Origin of the sequence: Flavobacterium bizetiae, from assembly GCF_902804475.1 — a bacterium.
Classification (GTDB): Bacteria; Bacteroidota; Bacteroidia; order Flavobacteriales; family Flavobacteriaceae; genus Flavobacterium; species Flavobacterium bizetiae.
Genome location: NZ_CADCSU010000121.1, coordinates 31,444 through 52,279, shown reverse-complemented (window position 1 = coordinate 52,279; position 20,836 = coordinate 31,444). Strand labels below are relative to the sequence as shown.

At 34.4% G+C, this 20,836-nt stretch carries 21 protein-coding genes; 6 read left to right on the top strand and 15 right to left on the bottom strand.

All coding sequences use genetic code 11. The features are described from left to right. Window positions 1-20: 20 nt before the first annotated feature. The 5 genes from FLACOL7796_RS16850 to FLACOL7796_RS16830 form a co-directional block, all read right to left on the bottom strand. Window positions 21-1,349, bottom strand: coding sequence for an aldehyde dehydrogenase (locus FLACOL7796_RS16850; RefSeq protein WP_173971899.1), 1,329 nt, complete (start codon window positions 1,347-1,349; stop codon window positions 21-23). Between the two features lie 75 nt (window positions 1,350-1,424). Beyond that, a complete protein-coding gene (locus FLACOL7796_RS16845; protein ID WP_173971898.1) occupies window positions 1,425-2,114 on the bottom strand; it encodes an RluA family pseudouridine synthase in 690 nt (229 codons plus the stop codon). 450 nt (window positions 2,115-2,564) lie between these two features. Further along, window positions 2,565-3,383, bottom strand: a complete 819-nt coding sequence (gene panB / locus FLACOL7796_RS16840; RefSeq protein ID WP_173971897.1) for a 3-methyl-2-oxobutanoate hydroxymethyltransferase — start codon at window positions 3,381-3,383, stop codon at window positions 2,565-2,567. A gap of 49 nt (window positions 3,384-3,432) precedes the next feature. Next, window positions 3,433-4,626 (bottom strand): SH3 domain-containing protein, encoded by a 1,194-nt coding sequence (locus tag FLACOL7796_RS16835; RefSeq protein WP_173971896.1) that lies wholly within the window; start codon window positions 4,624-4,626, stop codon window positions 3,433-3,435. A gap of 123 nt (window positions 4,627-4,749) precedes the next feature. Continuing rightward, window positions 4,750-6,177: an L-serine ammonia-lyase gene (locus tag FLACOL7796_RS16830; protein ID WP_173971895.1), complete on the bottom strand. Its 1,428-nt coding sequence runs from the start codon at window positions 6,175-6,177 to the stop codon at window positions 4,750-4,752. A 320-nt stretch (window positions 6,178-6,497) separates the two neighbouring features. Here FLACOL7796_RS16830 and FLACOL7796_RS16825 point away from each other — a divergent pair, with 320 nt between their 5' ends. The 5 genes from FLACOL7796_RS16825 (at window position 6,498) to FLACOL7796_RS16805 (ending at window position 11,243) form a co-directional block, all read left to right on the top strand. Further along, window positions 6,498-8,645 carry a cation:proton antiporter gene (locus tag FLACOL7796_RS16825; RefSeq protein WP_173971894.1) on the top strand — a complete coding sequence of 716 codons (2,148 nt, stop codon included), beginning with the start codon at window positions 6,498-6,500 and terminating at the stop codon, window positions 8,643-8,645. 27 nt (window positions 8,646-8,672) lie between these two features. Continuing rightward, the gene (locus tag FLACOL7796_RS16820; RefSeq protein WP_173971893.1) at window positions 8,673-9,320 is read left to right on the top strand and encodes a hypothetical protein; all 648 of its coding nucleotides are present in this window, start codon (window positions 8,673-8,675) and stop codon (window positions 9,318-9,320) included. Window positions 9,321-9,431: 111 nt separating this feature from the next. After that, complete coding sequence (locus FLACOL7796_RS16815; protein WP_173971892.1) at window positions 9,432-10,094, top strand: class I SAM-dependent methyltransferase; 663 nt, start codon at window positions 9,432-9,434, stop codon at window positions 10,092-10,094. A gap of 2 nt (window positions 10,095-10,096) precedes the next feature. Further along, the gene (locus FLACOL7796_RS16810) at window positions 10,097-10,795 is read left to right on the top strand and encodes a VanW family protein (protein WP_173971891.1); all 699 of its coding nucleotides are present in this window, start codon (window positions 10,097-10,099) and stop codon (window positions 10,793-10,795) included. An 85-nt stretch (window positions 10,796-10,880) separates the two neighbouring features. Further along, window positions 10,881-11,243 (top strand): VOC family protein, encoded by a 363-nt coding sequence (locus tag FLACOL7796_RS16805; RefSeq protein ID WP_173971890.1) that lies wholly within the window; start codon window positions 10,881-10,883, stop codon window positions 11,241-11,243. Between the two features lie 129 nt (window positions 11,244-11,372). Here the strand turns inward: FLACOL7796_RS16805 and FLACOL7796_RS16800 are convergent, their stop codons facing one another. The 6 genes from FLACOL7796_RS16800 to FLACOL7796_RS16775 all read right to left on the bottom strand — a co-directional run bounded on the left by FLACOL7796_RS16800 (window position 11,373) and on the right by FLACOL7796_RS16775 (window position 15,644). Next, window positions 11,373-12,053 carry a mutarotase gene (locus tag FLACOL7796_RS16800; RefSeq protein WP_173971889.1) on the bottom strand — a complete coding sequence of 227 codons (681 nt, stop codon included), beginning with the start codon at window positions 12,051-12,053 and terminating at the stop codon, window positions 11,373-11,375. Window positions 12,054-12,061: 8 nt separating this feature from the next. Then, the gene (locus FLACOL7796_RS16795) at window positions 12,062-12,961 is read right to left on the bottom strand and encodes a TlpA family protein disulfide reductase (protein ID WP_173971888.1); all 900 of its coding nucleotides are present in this window, start codon (window positions 12,959-12,961) and stop codon (window positions 12,062-12,064) included. A gap of 32 nt (window positions 12,962-12,993) precedes the next feature. Then, complete coding sequence (locus FLACOL7796_RS16790) at window positions 12,994-13,362, bottom strand: iron chaperone (protein WP_173971887.1); 369 nt, start codon at window positions 13,360-13,362, stop codon at window positions 12,994-12,996. 170 nt (window positions 13,363-13,532) lie between these two features. Next, entirely contained in the window at window positions 13,533-14,000 is a 468-nt protein-coding gene (locus tag FLACOL7796_RS16785) for an SRPBCC family protein (RefSeq protein ID WP_173971886.1), read from the bottom strand. Between the two features lie 292 nt (window positions 14,001-14,292). Then, on the bottom strand, window positions 14,293-15,243 hold the full coding sequence (locus FLACOL7796_RS16780) for a polysaccharide deacetylase family protein (protein ID WP_173971885.1): 951 nt from the start codon (window positions 15,241-15,243) through the stop codon (window positions 14,293-14,295). A gap of 5 nt (window positions 15,244-15,248) precedes the next feature. Next, entirely contained in the window at window positions 15,249-15,644 is a 396-nt protein-coding gene (locus tag FLACOL7796_RS16775) for a DoxX family membrane protein (RefSeq protein WP_173971884.1), read from the bottom strand. Between the two features lie 86 nt (window positions 15,645-15,730). Here FLACOL7796_RS16775 and FLACOL7796_RS16770 point away from each other — a divergent pair, with 86 nt between their 5' ends. Then, window positions 15,731-16,564: a helix-turn-helix domain-containing protein gene (locus FLACOL7796_RS16770; RefSeq protein WP_173971883.1), complete on the top strand. Its 834-nt coding sequence runs from the start codon at window positions 15,731-15,733 to the stop codon at window positions 16,562-16,564. Between the two features lie 177 nt (window positions 16,565-16,741). On the opposite strand, the gene FLACOL7796_RS16765 is transcribed toward FLACOL7796_RS16770, so the two are convergent. The 4 genes from FLACOL7796_RS16765 to FLACOL7796_RS16750 form a co-directional block, all read right to left on the bottom strand. Continuing rightward, the gene (locus FLACOL7796_RS16765; protein WP_173971882.1) at window positions 16,742-17,323 is read right to left on the bottom strand and encodes an LOG family protein; all 582 of its coding nucleotides are present in this window, start codon (window positions 17,321-17,323) and stop codon (window positions 16,742-16,744) included. A 135-nt stretch (window positions 17,324-17,458) separates the two neighbouring features. Continuing rightward, window positions 17,459-18,001 (bottom strand): GNAT family N-acetyltransferase, encoded by a 543-nt coding sequence (locus FLACOL7796_RS16760; protein WP_173971881.1) that lies wholly within the window; start codon window positions 17,999-18,001, stop codon window positions 17,459-17,461. 367 nt (window positions 18,002-18,368) lie between these two features. After that, window positions 18,369-19,493, bottom strand: a complete 1,125-nt coding sequence (locus FLACOL7796_RS16755) for a lactonase family protein (protein ID WP_173971880.1) — start codon at window positions 19,491-19,493, stop codon at window positions 18,369-18,371. 240 nt (window positions 19,494-19,733) lie between these two features. After that, the gene (locus FLACOL7796_RS16750) at window positions 19,734-20,831 is read right to left on the bottom strand and encodes an MBL fold metallo-hydrolase (protein WP_173971879.1); all 1,098 of its coding nucleotides are present in this window, start codon (window positions 20,829-20,831) and stop codon (window positions 19,734-19,736) included. Between the last annotated feature and the right edge of the window lie 5 nt (window positions 20,832-20,836).

Below are 20,836 nucleotides of genomic sequence, written 5' to 3'. Positions count from 1 at the left end.
TACGAAATTGTTTTTGGCAGCTATATCCAGTCTAAAATCCTTTTTATAGAAGCTAATTTGTCCTTGTAAGGCGCATATCTCATGGGTAAATCGAGCCAGTTTGCCTTTTTTACGACAGCTTTATGATGAGAGAAAATATCAAAGCTCAACTGACCATGATAAGCCCCCATACCACTGTGTCCGACTCCGCCAAAAGGCAGTCTTTTGTTAGAAAAATGAACAACCGTATCGTTGATACAACCACCTCCAAAAGCATAGGTTTTAATTAATTTTTTAGCAAATGATTTATTTTCGCTAAAAACATAAAATGAAAGAGGTTTCTCATAACGGCTAACTACGTTTTCAATGTCGGATTCTGTTTCGTAAATAAGAATTGGTAATATAGGCCCGAATATTTCTTCTTTCATAACCGGACTATCCAATGCTGGTTCTTCGATTAAGGTTGGCGAAATATAAAGTTGGTTGGCATCTGTTTCTCCTCCAAAAACTACTTTTTCAGGTTCGATCATATTGGCTAATCGCAACCAGTTTTTAGTATTGATAATTCGAGCAAAATCGGGAGATTTGTCCATTTTTTTGCCGTATGCTTTTATGATTTCCTCGATTAAAAAAGAAATGAAATTAACCTTCATATTTTTCTGAATCAAAATATAATCCGGCGCAATACACGTTTGGCCGGCGTTAATAAATTTACCCCAGACAATGCGTTTTGCGGCAAGTTTTAAATTGGCCGTTTCATCAATAATACAAGGATTTTTCCCTCCAAGTTCGAGTGTAATTGGTGTTAGATTTTCAGCTGCAGCCTTTGCTACGACTTTTCCAACAGCAACACTTCCGGTAAAGAAAATATAATCCCAGCGCTGCGCCAGTAATTTATTCGAGACTTCGACACCGCCTTCAACAACTTCGACGTGATTTACGTGAAATGTCTTTTCGATAATTTTTGCGATTATGGCTGAGGTATGCGGCGTAAGTTCAGAAGGTTTTAAAACCACTCTGTTTCCTGCTGCTACGGCCGAAACTAAAGGACATAATGCCAATTGAAACGGATAGTTCCAGGGAGCAATTACCAGAACGTTTCCGTATGGTTCTTTATAAATATAATCTGTTGAAGGAAAATTAAGAAGTGATGGGAAAACGCGTTTTCGGTTTGCCCATTTATGAATGTTTTTGATCGTGTCTTTTAGTTCCGAAATAACATAATTAGTTTCGGTCAAAACAGCTTCAAATTCTGGCTTTTTAAAATCTTCGTACAAAGCTTTTACAATTAAGTCTTCGCTTTTCTGAATGTTGTACAACAATTTTTTTAGCGTTTCTTTTCTGTATCCGATGTCGTTTTTATAGTCCATTTTTATGATTCACTTGAATTTTGTCCATGCAAGTTAATCGATAAAAATTAAAAAATTAACAATTGTATCATAAAATCAAATCGCATTCCAAATAGTTTCATCCGGAGTTGGCGCGACGATCGTAATGTTCTCTTTAGAAACAGGATGCACAAAAACTAATTTTCTGGCATGAAGGTGAATTCCGCCATCAGGATTACTTCTGTCGAATCCGTATTTTAAATCGCCTTTAATTGGTGATCCAATTGCCGACAATTGTGCACGAATTTGATGATGACGTCCTGTATGTAAATTGATTTCGAGCGCTGTGTAATTTTGAAGTTCTTTAATGATTTTGTAATCGAGACTTGCGAGTTTGCTATCAGGAACTTCTTTTAAATGCGCTTTAGAAGTATTGTTTTTTTCGTTTCTCTTTAAATAATGAACCAGTTTAGCACTTGCTTCCTGAGGTTTATTCTTAACAACTGCCCAATATGTCTTTTGTGTTTCACGATTACTGAACATTTCGTTCATTCGTGTCAGTGCTTTGCTTGTTCTGGCAAAAACAACAATTCCGGTTGTAGGACGATCTAAACGATGAATCACACCCAGAAAAACATCACCAGGTTTATTATATTTAACTTTAATATATTCTTTTACAACATCAGATAAGGGTTTGTCACCCGTTTTATCGCCTTGCACAATATCGCCCACACGTTTATTAACCACAATAATATGGTTGTCTTCGTGTAGAACCTGGAGATTATTTTTATCTGAAACGATTTTCATATTAGACTTGTGTGTAATTTTAGATTTTAGATATCCGATTTTAGATTGAGCAACGTAGCGTTTTAATCTCTCGCAAAGACGCAAAAGCGCAAAGTTAAAATTTGATTCTTTGTGACTTTGCGTCTTTGGAGAAATAATAGTAAAATTAAGAAACTTTTGAACCTTTGCTACTTTGAGCCTTTGTCCCTAAAAAAAAGGAAGCTTAGAACCTTAATGCCTTAAAAATTTAGTATTTAGATATCTGATTTTAGATTGAGCACCGTAGCGTTTTAATCTCTCGCAAAGACGCAAAAGCGCAAAGTTAAAATTTGATTCTTTGTGATTTTGCGTCTTTGCGAGAAATAATAGTAAAATTAAGAAACCTTTGAACCTTTGCCACTTTGAGCCTTTGTCCCTAAAAAAAATAAACCTTAGAGCCTTAGCAACTCAGAACCTTAGTACCTTAAAAAATTAGTATTGCTCACTAGAATTAGGAAAATCGCTCGACTTAACGTCAGCAGCATATTGACCAATTGCTTTTGTCATTTCTTCGTAAAGATTTAAGTAACGGCGTAAGAAACGCGGACTAAATTCATTGTTCATTCCTAACATATCATGAATAACCAAAACCTGACCGTCTACACCGCCACCGGCACCAATACCAATAACCGGAATCGAAATACTATCGGCTACTTTTTTAGCTAAATCAGCTGGGATTTTTTCTAAAACAACCGCAAAGCAACCTACTTTTTCAAGCAATTTTGCATCTTCGATTAATTTCTCGGCTTCCTGATCTTCTTTGGCACGAACGCTGTAAGTTCCGAATTTGTAGATCGACTGAGGTGTTAAACCTAAATGCCCCATAACCGGAATTCCTGCGTTTAATATTTTTTTGATAGATTCTTTAATTTCTTTTCCTCCTTCAAGTTTTACAGCGTGACCGCCACTTTCTTTCATGATTCGAATAGCAGAACGCAAAGCTTCTTTTGGATCAGACTGGTAACTTCCAAAAGGTAAATCTACCACAACTAAAGCTCTTTCTACAGCGCGAACTACAGACGAAGCGTGATAGATCATTTGATCTAAAGTAATTGGCAATGTAGTTTCGTGACCCGCCATAACATTTGATGCTGAATCGCCCACTAAAATCACATCGACTCCTGCGGTGTCAACAATTTTAGCCATTGTAAAATCGTAAGCAGTAAGCATAGAGATTTTTTCTCCGTTGCTTTTCATTTCGATCAATGACTTTGTTGTGATTCTTTTATAATCTTTTTTTGCTACTGACATTTTGTTTTTTTTTGAAGATGTAAAAGTATTGAATAATTATAGATTGAAATCAGCAATAGAAGAATATTTCGATGGTAAATATCTTTCCATCTTTAAATTCGATTCTAAATTCGCTGTCTTCTATTTGTATAGCGTAAATATGTGGAGTTTTTATAGACGCATTAATATAAGCTCCATATTTCTCGATAAATGCTTTTTCAGTTAAGGTATGGTCTAATGTTGCATTTGGGTTTAGAACAAGTTTGTTGTTTTCGTTAATGAAAACCTTTGTGATTTCTGCCTGATTTTTTTGTTCGTCTACAGAAGCTTCTAAATCCGGATAATAGTAAAAAAGTTCACTTAAATAAACCCCGCATTCATCATTTACATTAGCTGTTTTAGGCGGTTTTCCGAATGTCTTTACCAGATCTTTTTGGGTTAAATACCAGGCTTTGGTTTTTAATCCTTTCAGAATAAATTCTGATTTTTTAACGAAAGCCAAAATCTCTTCCGGTTTTTTATGTTTGTTTAATCCTTTGGCTACAGCCATATTCAATTCAGTATCAGTAAGAAGTTTAGGATCGTTTAATTGTTTGACCACTTCGTAATAACGTTGATATGCAGGAGCTAATGTAGTGTTCTCGCTGTTCCAGGCTAATTCTACAAGTCGTTCACCAATCGTTTTGCGTTCCGTAATATTAGTAACATCAAGTTTGTCGAAGTCTTTTAGCAAAGAATTAAAATCAGGTCTTTTGCCAACAAATTTTCTCAATGTAAATTTGGCATATTCGTCGTTAAACTGACCGCTAATATTTACCCAGTCTTCCTGATTTTTAGGAAGATAATTGATAGCAACAGGATCACCAGTGTTGAGGATTTCTCTGATTTTTGCATTTTTATCAGGTTGTGCACGTGCTTTTAAACCCGCAACCAATACAAAAAGATGATTACTGCCATAATAATCATCACTTTCTATAAGTGGATTTTCGCTGTCTTTGACCTTAACATCCCTGGCGTTTAGTCTTGTTGCAACAAACTTCTCCGGAATATAACCTTCAGATAAATTATCAGCTTTTACTTTATACCAGCCGTCTTTACTTTCGGATAATAATTGCACTTCGGCACCGTATCTAAAATAACCCAAAAACTCAGCTGAAGTACTGGCAGAAGTATACAAACGCGTATCTGAATTTAGGAAATAACGTTCTTGAGAATGCAATAAAACGGTGGTAAATAAAAGTATAAAGAGGTAATATTTTTTCATGAAGTTGATTTTATAGATTTGCCACGAATTTCACGAATTTTCACTAATTCCTAATTGAATTTTATATTTTACGAATATAAAAATTCGCGTAAATTGGTGAAATTCGTGGCAAACTTTAAGCTTTTAACAATCCGCCATATTTACGGCAATTGCCAATCCGCCTTCAGAGGTTTCTTTGTATTTTGAGTTCATGTCTTTTGCGGTTTGCCACATTGTATTGATCACTTTATCCAAAGGTACTTTTGCGTTTTTAGAATCCGTTTCAAGCGCTAATTCGGCAGCATTTATGGCTTTTATGGCGCCCATTGTATTCCTTTCGATACACGGAATCTGAACCAAACCACCAATTGGATCGCAGGTTAAACCAAGGTGATGTTCCATAGCGATTTCGGCAGCCATTAAAACCTGAGCAGGAGTTCCGCCCATTAATTCGCAAAGTGCCGCCGCAGCCATCGATGAGGATACACCAATTTCGGCCTGACATCCACCCATCGCAGCAGAAATGGTTGATCCTTTTTTGAAGATACTTCCAATTTCTCCGGCCACCATCAAAAATTGTTTGATTTCTTTTTCGCCTGCATTATGGTTTTCAATTACCAGATAATACATTAAAACAGCCGGAATTACACCAGCGCTTCCGTTCGTAGGCGCCGTAACTACGCGGCCTAAAGAAGCGTTTACTTCATTCACGGCAAGTGCAAAACAGCTAACCCATTTCAGGATTTGACGAAATTTTACTTCGGTTTTTCTAATTTCTTCCAGCCAGCTTTGCGGATCAGAATAATTCGATAAGCCTATTAAGTTTTGGTGCATATCAAAAGCTCTTCGGCGAACATTTAATCCGCCCGGAAGAATACCTCCGGTATGACAACCAATATACATACATTCTAACATTGTGTTCCAGATACGCATTAATTCAGAATGAATTTCAGCTTCCGCACGCATTGATTTTTCGTTTTCATACACAATTTCAGATATCGATTTGTTTTCTGAAACGGTATAATTTAAAAGCTCAACAGCATTTTGAATCGGGAAGGGGAAAGCACATTTGATCACCTCTTTGATCTTGGCATTCGTGCGTTCTTCTTTTACCACAAAACCTCCTCCAATAGAATAAAAAGTAGATTCGTACTCAGAATCATCAGCTTTATAAGCCGTAAATTTTAATCCGTTGGCATGAAAAGGAAGAAACTCTTTATTGAAAACAATATCCTGAAGAAAATAAAACGGAATTTTATATTCGTTTGCCAGAATAATCTCGTTGTGATCTTCGATCGTTTTTATGATTCCGGCAATGTTATCAACGGGGATATATTCAGGATCCTGTCCGCTTAAACCTAACATTACAGATAAATCTGTGGCGTGACCTTTTCCGGTTAAAGAAAGTGATCCGTATAAATCGACTTTTACACGTGTAATCTGGTCTAAAATTGATTCGTCTTTTAACTCTTCTAAAAAACGTTCTGCGGCTCTCCAAGGCCCTAAAGTATGTGAACTTGAGGGGCCAACGCCAATTTTAAGCATATCAAAAACAGAGATACATTCTTCCATTGTGCAATATTTATTAAGACAAAGATAATTGAATAATGCAATGATCATTTATTTTCGTTTGTTAATGTTGCAGTTTTGTTAAAAAAAATATTAAATATTAATAATTTGGCAACGAAACAAAAATTATTACTTAATATACCGTTTTCGTAAAAAGTTCGTATTTTTTTTAGGTATTTTTGTAATGAAACAATCACTAAAGAATCCGGTTTTTTTAATGCTAAATAAAGCAATCGGTAAACCATAACTTCAGGTATTTCATTTTAATTTGGATACACTTTTCTGGAAAGATTAAAATACCACAAAGAAGATAAAAATATATTATGATAGAATTTTTCAAGCATTTTTTACAAGAATTCGAATTACCTCTCAGCAACCCAGTATTGATTTTCTCGTTAATACTTTTCATTATTCTCTTGTCGCCTATTTTATTAAAAAAAATAAATATTCCCGGAATCATCGGACTTATTATTTCAGGCGTTATCATTGGGCCACACGGACTTAATATTTTGGCCAAAAACTCAGCCGTAGATTTATTCTCGACAATTGGGCTTTTATACATTATGTTTATTGCCGGCCTGGAATTAGACATGAATGAGTTTAAAGCCAATCGAAATAAGAGTTTGTTATTCGGATTTTTTACGTTTATTTTCCCCTTAACCATTGGGTTTCCGGTTTGTTATTATTTGTTGCAATATGATTTTAATGCCAGTTTCCTGACCGCGAGTATGTTTGCTACGCATACGCTTGTAGCTTATCCCATTGTGAGCAAGTTAGGTATCGCAAAAAATCAGGCTGTTGCCATAACGGTTGGAGGAACAATTTTAACCGATACCGCCGTTTTGATCATTCTGGCCGTTATTATGGGAAGCAGTCAGGGCAACCTGAATCAGGCTTTCTGGATAAAACTTACGGTTTCATTGGCCATTTTCTCAGCGATTATGTTTTTGGTGATTCCAAGAATTGCAAAGTGGTTTTTTAAGAAATTAGAAAGTGAAAAACACGCCCATTATATATTCGTATTGTCTGTCGTTTTCTTCGCAGCCTTTTTGGCCGAAGTAGCAGGAGTAGAGCCTATTATTGGGGCTTTCGTTGCCGGTTTGGCATTGAATCCTTTAATTCCGCATTCGTCTGCATTGATGAATAGAATTGAGTTTATCGGGAATTCATTATTTATCCCGTTTTTCCTGATTTCGGTAGGAATGCTGGTCGATATTAGTGTAATTCTTAGCGGACCAACGGCCTTAATTGTAGCCGGAACTTTGAGTGTGGTGGCAATTTTCGGAAAATGGACTGCAGCTTTTTTTACTCAGATTGTTTTTAAATATACCAAAACAGAAAGACAACTTATTTTCGGATTAAGTAGTGCACACGCCGCTGCAACGTTGGCGGTTATTTTAGTGGGATTTAAAGCAAAAATTCTGGACGAGAATATCTTAAACGGAACGATTATTTTAATTTTAATTACCTGTATTGTAGCTTCATTTGCTACTGAAAAAGCAGCTAAAAAAATTGCCATTTGCGAAGAAGAAATTTCGCATGAAGAAGCAAATAGTGATCAAATTCTTGACGAGCATATTTTAATTCCGTTAGCTAAAACTTCGGCGGCAGCCACATTATTAGATTTTGCACTTTTAATTAAAGATAAAAAATCAGCAAATCCGGTTACATTATTAACGATTGTTCCTAATAACGATCAGGCCGAAAAGAACATTTTAAAATACAGAAAAGCAGTTGATAAATTTGTGATTCAGGCATCGGCTTCAGAAGTTAAAATCAATACAATTGCCAGAATCGACCATAATCCTGCTAGTGGAATTTCGAGAACTTCAAAAGAAATCATGTCGGATATTGTGATTGTGGGCTGGCCTAGAAAAACGGGTTTTCTGGATAAAATTTTTGGTGAAAACGTAGATTCCATTATAAACAATGTCGATAAAAGTTTGTTCATCTGCAGATTTCAAAAAACATTTATAGAAGAAAGAAGATTGGTTTTTATATGTCCGCCATTTTCTGAAAGAGGAGTTGGATTTCATTTGTTATTACAGAAAATCTGCCGATTATCGCAGGAATTAAGTGTTCCGATAATCATTTATGCCGAATACAAAACGCATCAGACGATTCAGCAAATTGCAACGAATTTGAAATTGAATGCCAAATTAGGTTTTAAAAGCATTATGGATTGGGATGATTTCGAATCGATTTCTGATGAAATTAAACCAACCGATTTAATCGTTTTTAACCTTTCCAGAAAAGGTTCTGTTTCGTACCAATCGATTTTTGATAAATTACCGCAAAAATTCGAAAGATCATTCGAAGAGAATAATTTGATTTTAGTATATGCGCAAGACGATCGAAAAGTTACTTCTATGGATGCCTACGAAGATTTTACAGCAACGCCATTAACAAAAGGTCTTGAAGCCATTGAGCAAATTGGTCGTGGTTTAGGAAATATTTTGAAGAAAGGATAAAAGTCTAAAATTTTATTTTACAAATTAATGAGTAATTTAAGAACGGATTATATTGAGAAGCTTTTAAAGACGATAGAGATTCAAAGAATGATTTTAAATAATTCTAGGTTCTTTGATAAAAAATTAAAAGAAAAATCTAGTAATTTTATTTTAGATGGGTCTCGTGATTTTAGTTTAGAAAATATAATTTTAGAAATGTTAGCTAAAGAAAATCTTACTCTTACACAACTCAAGTCAACATGTAAAATGTTGTTAACTTTTTGGAATGAAGGTATAGGTGTTGATGTAGAATTATTTTGGATTGAGCTTAAAAAGCATAATATTGATTTTGAAAGAAATGATGAATTGAAATTTGCTCTTAATAAAAATAGATTTAGAAGAGTTGATCAAGGCTTTGGAGCTAGAAGAGACTGGAATCTGATGAAAGATATGCAGTCACTTAAAGATAGATTTTCAGTTTCAGAAATCGAACAGATAGGAAAAATAATAGAAGCAGATGAGAATAAAAGAGTAGAAATTTTAAAAAAATGTCTTCTAAAAAAGCAGATTCCTAAAAGTCAATATTTGAAATTTGGGGAATGTTGGGCATATTTATCTTATTGTAATTTGTTTGAAAAATATTTTGATCAAGAACAAAAAGATGAACTTTCTGATATTCATAGAAATTTTAAATAATTTTTTTAAATCAATTTGTTGTATATCAAAAAACAATATTTTGAAGAAAGGATAAAAAATGTTTTTCGAGTAAGATTTTTATTATTTTTGATTTTGTCTTAAAAATTAGAAATGAACGAAATTGTACATTATTATAATGATCTTGCCAGGACTTATGATCAGGATAGATTTGATAATTCTTATGGAAAATTTATCGACTCGCAAGAACGAAAAATTCTCGATAAATTACTGATTAATCAAGATGAACAAATTCTTGATCTGGCGTGCGGTACCGGAAGATTATTAAATTATGCTTCGATTGGTGTTGATGCAAGTGCTGAAATGATTGCAGTTGCAAAACGAAAATTTCCTGAAAAAACATTTCTGCAAAACGAAGCCGATACGATCAATTTGGCCGAGAATTCTATCGGTACCATTATCAGCTTTCATTTTTTTATGCATCTGGATCAAAATAAAATCAATCAGGTTTTAGCTGAATCCAATCGGATTTTAAAAAAGAATGGCCGCATTATTTTTGATATTCCATCGCGAAAAAGACGAAATTTGTTGGGTTATAAAAAAACGAATTGGCACGGTGCAAGCAGTTTGAATATTGCTGATTTAAAAGCTAATCCAGATTTTGTTGTTAAAAAAACATACGGATTATTGTTTTTTCCTATCCATAGATTTCCTGCTTTTTGCCGTAAATTTCTCGTGGCATTAGACTCATTTTTGGCAAATTCATTCCTGAAAGAATACAGTTCTTATTTAATTATAGTATTAGAAAAGAAATGAAAATGCTAAAACCTCTCAAGATTAATATTAAATTACTCATTAGATTTAAAAAAGATCTGTTTAGTAAAGATTTGTTCCGGTTTTCTAAAAAGTGCCAAAATGATTTTGCCTTTAATCATACGATCACTTTATCGCAGGAAATAAAACCAGGTCAGACTTTCGAGAATAAACTGCATAATATTCTTTTGGCTTCAAAAAGAATTAATAGTTATGTTCTTGAACCCAATCAGATTTTTTCTTTTTTTAAAGTAGTAGGAAACCCCAATCAGGATTTTAAGAAAAGCCGAACCTTAGTAAACGGTCAATTGGTAGAGGAGAATGGCGGCGGTATGTGTCAGGTATCCGGTATTATCTATCAGATAAGTTTAATTGCCGGTCTAGAAATTTTAGAGCGACACAATCATTCGGTTGATATTTATACCAATGAAACGAGATTTGCGCCTTTGGGTTGTGATGCGACTATTGTGTATGGTTATAAAGATTTAAGAATAAAAAATAATCTACCATTTCCGGTTCGATTTAAAATTGAAATAAAGGAAAATTTTATTCATGTCAATTTATTAAGCGAAAGTGCAATAGAAGAAAAAGAATTGCTTTTTGAATCAAAATTGGATAAAGAATTTATTACCGTAAATGTGCTGAATAATAACAGAAAATTACTGAATCAATCGAAATACAAAAGGATGAAAACAGAGTTGTAGTGTTTTGATTGGTATAAAAACGTATAAAGTTTGAATGGTTTTCTTAAATTTGACAGAATACAATCAATCCTAAATATTCAATAAAATGAAACACAAAGCCCTATCCATCAGACCCTTTATTGGAGCCAAAGATTTTGAGGTTTCCAGAAATTTTTACCGTGATTTAGGTTTCGAAGAAGGAGTTCTAGATCCTAAGTTTTCTGTTTTTAAAACGGGAGATTTAGCCTTTTATCTTCAGGATTATTATGATAAAAGCTGGATCGAAAACACCATGATTTTTCTTGAAGTTGAGAATGTCGAGTATTATTACAATCAATTGTTGGCTTTAAACTTAACCGAAAAATATGGGGTAAAGCTAACTCCCACAGTGCATTTAGAATGGGGAAGTGAATGTTTTTTGCATGATCCGGCGGGCGTTTTATGGCATTTTGGAAAATTTAATAAATAGTTTTATTGCCACGAATTTCACAAATGAACACTAATTTTACTTAAATTGACATAAGATTTAAGCGTATTTCAATTATTGAATTGCTTCGTCTGTTCGCAATCGCTCGGGTCGTGTCGGAAAAGAGAAAAATCAAATTCTAAATTCGGCCAAATGAATGGTATTTTTTTCGCGCTGATACCAGTCATTATAAACCAATTCCAGATTTTCGACCTGAAATTCTCCAAAATCATAGTCACGATATTTTTCTAAAACCTGCATTAATTTTTGCGGATTTTCAAGTTTTTCCTGAAATCGCAACACGGTCGAATGTGCTGTTGAAATGGCATATCGGGTATCGATGCTTTGTTGTAAAGAAGACTTTTTAAAATCCTCCCGAAGTTTATCCCTGAAATTATTCAAAGAGTCATCTGTTGGGAAACCTTGAATCATTATAGCAGACGGAGAAGCCGTAACACCACGAAATTCAATTTTAATTTTATCTAAAATCACCAAGCTTTGCTGAATGAGATCGATATATTCGTGAACATTTATTGCATTTAAACTAAACTCATCAGAACAGGAAATAATCGACATCAGCGTAATATGAATGTCTGAGTCGGGATAATAATATTGATTGGGTTCAATTGCCTTTAATTCATTTAAAAACGACTGAATATTCGCTTTAATTATTTCGCTTGGGCGAATGAGAAACGTAATGCCAAAACGGGAATCAGATTCGTTATTAATTTGAGAATCTAGTTTATAATTACCTGCCAGAATAGTCTCTGAAGATTTTTTATAAAGTTCGTTATAGTGTTCTTGTAAATTCATTATACTGTTTATTCAGCTTCAAAAACAGATTTCAAAAGCTGTTGTAATTCATGTTTGTTGTTCTCGCTGCTACCTTTCCATTTTCCTATAATGACTCCGTTTTTGTCAATTAAAACCTTATGCGGAATTCCATAAACAAAATAGTCTTTATCAATCGTGGCTTTGTTTTCAGTAACAGAAAGATGTTTCCAGGATTCGATTTTTTCTTTCGCAATAGCATTCTTCCAAAGATCGGCTTTTTGATCTTGAGTAACGCTAATGATTTCAAATTCTTGTTGGTGGTATTTTTTGTATAATTCTTTAATATAAGGCAGTTCTTCAAGACACGGAGCGCACCAACTTGCCCAAAAGTCTATTAGAACGTATTTCTTTTCTTTAAAATCACTTAGCGAAACGGTTTGACCAGTAATATCTTTTAAAGTAAATGCCGGGGCAATACTGCCAACTTTGCTTTGTTTGAAATACTTTAGTCGTTCCGACATTTCTTTGCCTGTTGCAGAATTCTGTACTTCAGGAGAAAAATTTTGGAAAACTTCCACGAAAGTGTCATAAAAATTCATTCCCGTAAAACGACCAACATTTATTTTCATTATTTCTAAAGCCTTTAATGAATTTGGATGTTTTCTGGCAAAATCAAAATCAAGTTTTAATTGGTTGATATCGTTTTGATCTTTCGCATTCCAAAGTGTGTCCAGACGAAGTGTAAGCAGATTTCGTTTAGCGGTATCTGTTTCAAGTTCTATTTTAAGATTGTACTCTTTGATTAATTTCGAAAGCGAATCTTGAATTTTTTGGTTTGGTTTGTGCGATTCTGCAAGTTCTTTTTCGATTGAAGTTTCGTTTTGAGCGATAATAAAAGGACTTGTAAAAAGTGAAAGAAGCAAAATAAAGAGTTGTAATTGTTTCATAGAATTGGTTGAATTCGGTTTAGGATTAAATCTTATTTCTTTTTTGCTTTTTCCAGGTTTTCTTTTACTCTGAATTTTACAATTTTTGTTATCAAATCATACGGCATGGGCTGATCCAAAGGAAATTGTACCGAACCTTTACCGGATTTATATTTCGAAAGTTCTGCCGCAAAAGTTGCATGACCACTTGGTAAAGCATACAAACCAATATGATTTTTGAAAGCAGCAAAATAAACTAAAATTCCGTTTTGTTCAAAAGCCGGCATCGAATAACTGATTTTTTCTTTGGCCTCCGGCGCCGCTTTCTGAATTGTTGCCCTTACTTTTTCTAAAATCTCCTGTACGTCATTTGGGAATGCACCAATATATTCGTCGATATTTTCAGGTTTTTTTGTTTCCATTTTTAATGCAATCTATTTTGAAGAATAGGTTAATGAATCTCTCGCAAAGGCGCGAAGTCGCAAAGTTTTAGCACTCAGATTGCGCGTATTTAAGCTGATTTTTTAATGTTTTTATTTTAAACTTTGCGCCTTTGCGCGATTAAAACATAAAATCTTAATTTATAATCTTCTTACGCGAGACCTTTCGGAAAACGATCCAATACTAAATTCAATAAAATATTATGTTCTAAATAGGCTTTTGCTCCCGCCAATACTAACGTAAAACCTTCAGTAGAATTGCGAACCTGATCGATTATTTTATCCGCATCTCCTTTTAAACCTGAGTTGGTAATGCTCACAAATGTTTCATTTTCGTTTAGCGGACTAAAAATCCATTCTACTAAAGTCGTTTCATCGGGATTTCCCCATTCGATCACAATCTTATGATTTTCCTGTAAAACATGCGTGGTAACGGTTAATGAGAAACCATACATTTCCCATGTCCACTCAGTTGTGGTGTCTTGTTCTAATTTTCCGGAACCTTTTGTAAACCAAAATTTACGGGTAATTTCCGGATTTATAAAAGCCTGAAAAACTTCTGAAACAGGTTTTCTGATCAGCATTTCGGCTTTTGCGAAGTGATTATTTTCTGCTTTCATTTTTTTATGGATGAGATGTTGTTTGTAAGATGTAAGATCTGAATCAAGCTTAATTTGTCATTTCGACGGAGGAGAAATCACACGCGTTGATCTACTACGATTGACGACATTTTTTGACGAGTTTCATGTGTGATTCCTCGTTTCTCGGAATGACAAGATTGGGTTTAAACCTGGTACTTTTTTCGAACATCTAATTTAAGAAAGAAATTCCAATTACCATTAATTAAAAAATCCACACAAGTTTTTACCTGTATGGATTATAATCTAAAATCAGCAATCTAAAATATATTAGTTATTCTCTTATTGTGGTTTTATCGTGCAAAGCGATTTCGGCAATTTCATCTTTACGTTTAAAGCTAACTCCTTTATGTTGTTGCATATATCGAATAAGATCATTTGCAGCTTTTACCATTTGCGGAGTTCCGCCAATACGATCATGAAAACTAACCGACATTTGTCGGCGTTGTGTTTCGCTTTCGGCATATAATTGATCAAATTCCATTTTGGCTTGTTGTAAAAATTGATCTACGGAGAAATTTTTTCCTTCAATCAAAACAATGTCATTGCAACGTAACGTATAAGGAACTACAGCAAAATCTTTGTTTTTTACCTGAATAATAAAAGGTTCATCTCGACTAATATCATCGATATGATATTTAAAACCCAGTTCCTGCAGAATATTTAATGTATTCGGTCCGCGACGCAACCAGTTGGCATTATAACCTACGGCGGTAAAACCAGTTACATTCTTGATCGCATCGACACCATCTTTTATAAACTTCTTTTCTTCTTCGTAAGGCATTGTATATTGCGTGCTCCAGTTCATACCGTGTGCAGCAGCTTCGTGACCGCGTTGTACAATTTCTTTGGCCAGTTCAGGATTTTTTAGAACGGCAGTTCCTACCATGTGCGAGGTCACTTTTACGCCTAGTTTATCCCAATTGTCCAGCATACGAGGGATTCCTTCTTTGTACCCGTAATTGTACCAGGTTGCGGCAGGAAGATCGATATAACCCTTTTGTATGTTTTGAGGAAACGGACTTTCGGCATTATCAGGTTGTCCGCCGGCTTCAAATTGCATCGAAATCGAAACTACTAATCTCGAACCATCGGCCCATTTTGTTTTTGGCGGCGATAAAAAAGATGACGTTTTGGATACTTCTGCGAAGGTGTCTATCGGATTCATCATTCCGACCATTCCAATAATTCCGGTTTGTTTTATAAAATTTCTTCTTGAACTCATGACTATTATTTTTTAATTAAAAATGAATCTATTGCCCAACTATTATAATCTATAAAATGTAAAAGTAAGGCAAAAAATGCAACGTGAATTAACTGTGACGGAATGGCTTCCCAGTTCTCAATCATCGAAGTTCCAAACAGTAAAGCCAGCATTACAAATCCTCCCGCAATCAAAGAAGGTTTTGTAAACAAACCCAATAGCAAAAGCAAACCAATTGCGAATTCGGCTATTGGTAAAATGTAGCTAAAAGGTGTTACGATAAATTTAGGCAGCATAGAATTTTCAAAACTGCCAATCATCCAGTTGCTGAAAGTGGCTAGTTTGGGTAAACGTACCAATCCGTGGCCAAACATGCTGATGGCTACGGCAAGGCGTAATAATAAAAAAGAAGTAGTTTCCATATTTTGTATGATTTTAAAGTACAAAGTTGAGAAGAACTGCTTTTTAAAATTTGTACAATCATTGGAATATTTTGTACTTTTGCGAGATGGAAATTAGAAATTTATACCATCCTTTTGAACTTCAGTTTTTAGAAGTTTCAGAATATGAAGCCAAAGAACGCAAGAATACATTTTTTGAAATGGTTTTTGTATTAGAAGGAAAAGGCATCCAGATTATAAACGATCATCGTTTGCCTTATGCCGGTGATAAATTATTTCTAATTTTTCCGCAGGATACGCATAGTTTTGAAGTTGTCGAAAAAACAAAATTTTTCTTTATTCGTTTTCAGGATAGTTATCTCAAAACCCAAAGTAATGACTGGATCCAGAAACTGGAATTCATTTTTCATAATCACAATCATTTGCCGGGTTGTATTTTAAAAACAATCACCGATAAACCTTTATTAAGAGCCATGATCGAGGCTTTGATTCGGGAGGAGAGTAGCAGTTTTCCGCAACAGCAAGAAGTTATCAAACAAATTCTGAATACGATTATTACGATTGCTGCCAGAAATATTTCGCTTATCTCGCCAATGGCAATTGCGCCATCTAATACAGAACAAAGTTTGGATTTACTGCATTATGTTCATCAGAATATTTACAAACCTGAAGCGCTAAAAGCAACAAAAATGGCTTTAGAATTTAATGTTTCGCCGACTTATATCAGTGAATATTTTAAAACCAAAACCGGACAAAGTATTCAGCAATATACGATGGCCTATAAAATAAAACTGATCGAAACGAGATTGAAATTTACCAATATGCAAATCAACGAAATTGTGTATGAGTTTGGTTTTAGCGATGCAAGCCACCTGAATCGATTATTTAAAAAATATACAGGATTGAATCCAAGTGATTATAAAAAGCAGTTTAAAAATTAGATAAAACCCGTTGATTATTAATTTTTTAAGTCCCATAGGGACGAAATATTTATAGAGAATCAAGAATTTACATAATAAAAGAGCCCCAGCGGGGTGAAATATTTATCTATTCAATAAAAATAAATATGTCACTCCGCTGGAGCTTTGATGTAAAAATTAATTACATTCAAGATCAATTTAAAGTTTTTTTCCATCAATCCATTTTCCAAGGGTTGGAGGATCATAATTTTTCATCTGATGTAATAAATCATCAATATTATCGCTCACTAAAAGCATTTGCTGATTAACATCTTTCAATAAACCTTTCTCTACCATCACTTTCGTTAATTCGATCAAAGAATCATAAAATCCGTTGATGTTTAAAATGGCGATTGGTTTTTTATGCAAGCCTAATTGTGCCCAGGTAAGCATTTCGAAAAGTTCTTCAAGAGTTCCAAAACCACCTGGAAGCGCAATTACACCATCGCATAAATCGTTCATTTTGGTTTTTCGTTCGTGCATGCTTTCTACCAAAATCAATTCGGTTAAACCCAAATGCGCAATTTCTTTCGATCTTAAAAAGTTGGGTAAAACTCCAATTGCTTTTCCGCCTGCATTTAAAATTCCATCAGCTACAGCGCCCATCAAACCTACGTTTGCTCCGCCGTAAACCAATTCTATATTTTGTTTTGCCAGAGTTTGTCCCAGCAAAGTCGCTTGTTCTTTATAAATTTCTTCGGTACCAAAACTGGATCCGCAGAAAACGGTAATTCTTTTCATTGTTGTTTTTTTATGTGAAAAGTGAAATTTCTCTAATTATGAGTTATGAATTATAAGTTATGAGTCGTAAGTTTTCGAAAATAGTAAATGTCTATATCCTAAATTTATAATTCATAACTCATAATTCATAATTCTTTATAATTGATAATTTTCAGCTTTCAATTCATATTCAAAATGAGGTAGATTTAGCGGAACATTACCTATAACATTTACTTCGCCAATGTTTACAGCTCCCAATTTACCAACTGCTTTTTGCGAACGAATATTATCTGTATCAATATGAAATAATACCGAGTCGACATGCTTAAAGGCATAATCGATCAATAATTTTTTATTCGATTTATTGTATAATCCGCCCCAGAATTTTCGACCAATAAAGGTAAAGCCAATCGCAATACTTGATTTCTCTGGATTGTAATCGTAGTAACGGGTATTGCCTACAATTTCGTTTGTTTTTTTATCTAAAATTAAAAAAGAACTTTTTGAGTTGATGGCCGCGTCAAAAAATGTTCTGAAAACTTCAATTTTATATCGGTCTTTCATTGGATGCTGTTCCCAAATTAAAGGATCTGACGCTACTTTATAAAGCGCGTCAAAATCGCTTTCCTGCAAAGGAACTAATTTTGTAATGTCGTCTTCTAAAAAATCAGGCTGTAAATTGAATTCTGAATTATTCATTTTTTAAAGTTTTAAAGTTTTCGTTTACCACTAAAGTTTACGAATGAGCACGAATTTAAAATAAAAAAATGACTTTAGTTTTTGTATGAGGGAGTTTTTTGCCACAGATTACAGGAATAAAATGATTTTTTACGCAAAGTTTGTTATCTCGATTTCTATGATAAATGCATTTTTTTAGGAGCTAATCCCGCTATCCGTTCCAATCTTTTGTGGCGAACACCGCCACAAAAGGATTTCCACTTCTATCGGGGCTAGGACAATCATTTTCATAATAATATTTTCGCCTAATTTGTCATTTCGAGGAATGAGAATAAAAAAAAACCAGTGCAAACCAGTTCAATCCGTAAACCCTGTGGGCAATTACAATCTAAATTCTTTTAATCTGAACACAAGAAACATTCTCCATTTGAACTTCTTTACCTACTTTTTTAAGCATTCCTGTTTTTGGATTTCTTTTAAAAACAATCACATTTCCCGAATTGACATTTGTGGCAATCAAAAACTTCCCACTTTCATCAAGAGCAAAAACTCGGGGATGATTGCCTAAAGTCGATTGATAGCCAATATTTTTTAAAAGACCCTTTTCATCAATAGAAAAAATGGCGATGTTGTTTTCTTTTCCGCGGTTTGTGGCGTATAGAAATTTTCCGTCTGGCGAAATGTGAATGTCTGAACTTTCAAATCCGGAAGTTATGCTGTCCGGATGTGTATTGATGCGCTGAATTTGTTTTAGAGTTCCATCGTGGTAATCATAAACGCTTATTGCGCCCGCCATTTCTTCGATACAATAACCAAATTTTCGGTTCGGATGAAAGGTAAAATGTCTTGGTCCGGCTTCTAAATCTGTTTTGGTAAAAGGTACTTTTGTTGCTACTAAAGGTTGTTTTAAAGTGGCATCAAAACGATAACAACGAATTTTATCGGCACCCAGATCAGGAAGAAATAAGTAATCATTTTGAGGCGAAAATACCGTCGAATGAACGTGAGATCTCGTTTGTCGTTCTTTATGAGTGCTTCCGTCAGTATATTGAAAATTCTGTGCAAGCGAATCAATTTTTCCATTTTCTAATAACGAATGAACCGAAACACTTCCTTCAGAATAATTACCATTTACAAGCCATTTTCCGCTTTTATGAACCGAGAGATAAACCGGATTTTCGCCACCGCTGGATTGTTTGTTTAAAAAAGTGAGGGTTTTATTTTCAGGATTAAATTCAAAACTGCTCACGCTTCCGGCATTTGGTGTTTTGGTATCGGTACAGGCATACAAGTATTTCCCGTTGGGCGATAAAGTCAGATACGATGGATTGATGGTGTTTTTTGCTGCGGTTATTTTGGTTAGATTTCCTTTTAAAGTATCTAATTGATACACCTGAATAGATTCTGCGTTTTTGTCACGATTGTAGCTTCCCAAAAAGACATACGTATTTTGGGAGAAGCTATTTAAAGTGAGGAAAAAAGCAATTGCTAAAAGGTATATTTTTTGGTTCATGTTTTTTTGAAGTTTTTTGTTTCAGGTTTCAGGTTTGCACACAATCTTGTCATTTCGACGGACGAGAAATCACACTCGTTAATCGACAAAGTTTAGTAATACTTTGCGGAGTTTCTAGTGTGATTTCTACTTTCAGTCGAAATGATATACTATTGGATTATTTGTTTTAGGTTTCAGGTTTTCAATATATAGTCACAGTTTTTAATCTAAAATCTAAAATCTGCAATCTAAAATCAAAGATTACCTAACCCCTTTCCACCATTGTTGAAATTCTTGTTTTTCGTTTCTTAGCTCTACTAATTCTCCAATTTTTGGTGTAATTAGCGGAATTGGATTTTCTGAAGCGGCATTCAATTCGGTTACTTTTATCAGAGGTTCGTCCCAGGCATGAAGCGACAAAGGGAATTTTGAAGAATGAACCGGGAAAACTCTTTTTGCTTTGATATCTTTCATTGCTTTGATAAGATCTTCGGGAAGATTATGAATGTATCTCCACGCAGGATTATATTGTCCGTTATCGAGAAGCGCAATGTCAAAAGGACCATATTTATCGCCAATTTCGGCATAATGTGTGTCGTAACCGCTGTCACCGCCCAAATACATTTTAAAATTGTTGGCTTCTAATACAAAAGAAGTCCAAAGTGTATTGCAGCGCTCAATACTTCTGCCCGAAAAGTGTCTTGACGGCGTGGTATAAAGCGTTAAATTCTGATCAAGTTCTATTTTTTCGTACCAGTCTTTTTCGATGATAATTTCTTTAGGAAACTTCCAATATTCAAGATGGGAACCTACGCCAAGCGGACAAATTATTTTTTTGATTTTTGGCTGAAGATCCATGATTGTTTTATAATCAAGATGGTCATAATGATCGTGCGTGATCAATAAATAATCAATATAAGGAAAGTCATTGGCGGTATAAATATCCGTTCCTTTAAATGCTTTTGTAGTTCCGTAAATAGGAGAGGCGTTGCCGCTAAAAACTGGATCGATTAAAAAACGTTTTCCTTCGAGCTGAATGTAATAGGAGGAATGCCCAAACCAAACCAAAATATCCTGATCCGGAGAAAGCTGTAACAGATTGGTTTTTACACTAGGAATTACATCCGACGGAATTTTGCGGTCTACTTTTTTAAATAAAAAATCGATAAATACTTTAGAAAAACTATAACCTTCTGCGAGTTCAGGCGTAAAATGAATGTTTTCGAATTTCCCGTTTTTATAATTGGGTGATTTTTGCATTAAAGCCAATCTTTCTCCGGAGGGTTTTTTACCATATCTGGGATGTTGTGAAACCAAAATAAGAAGGGCGAACAACAGAATTATTAAAGTTAGGATCATGGTGG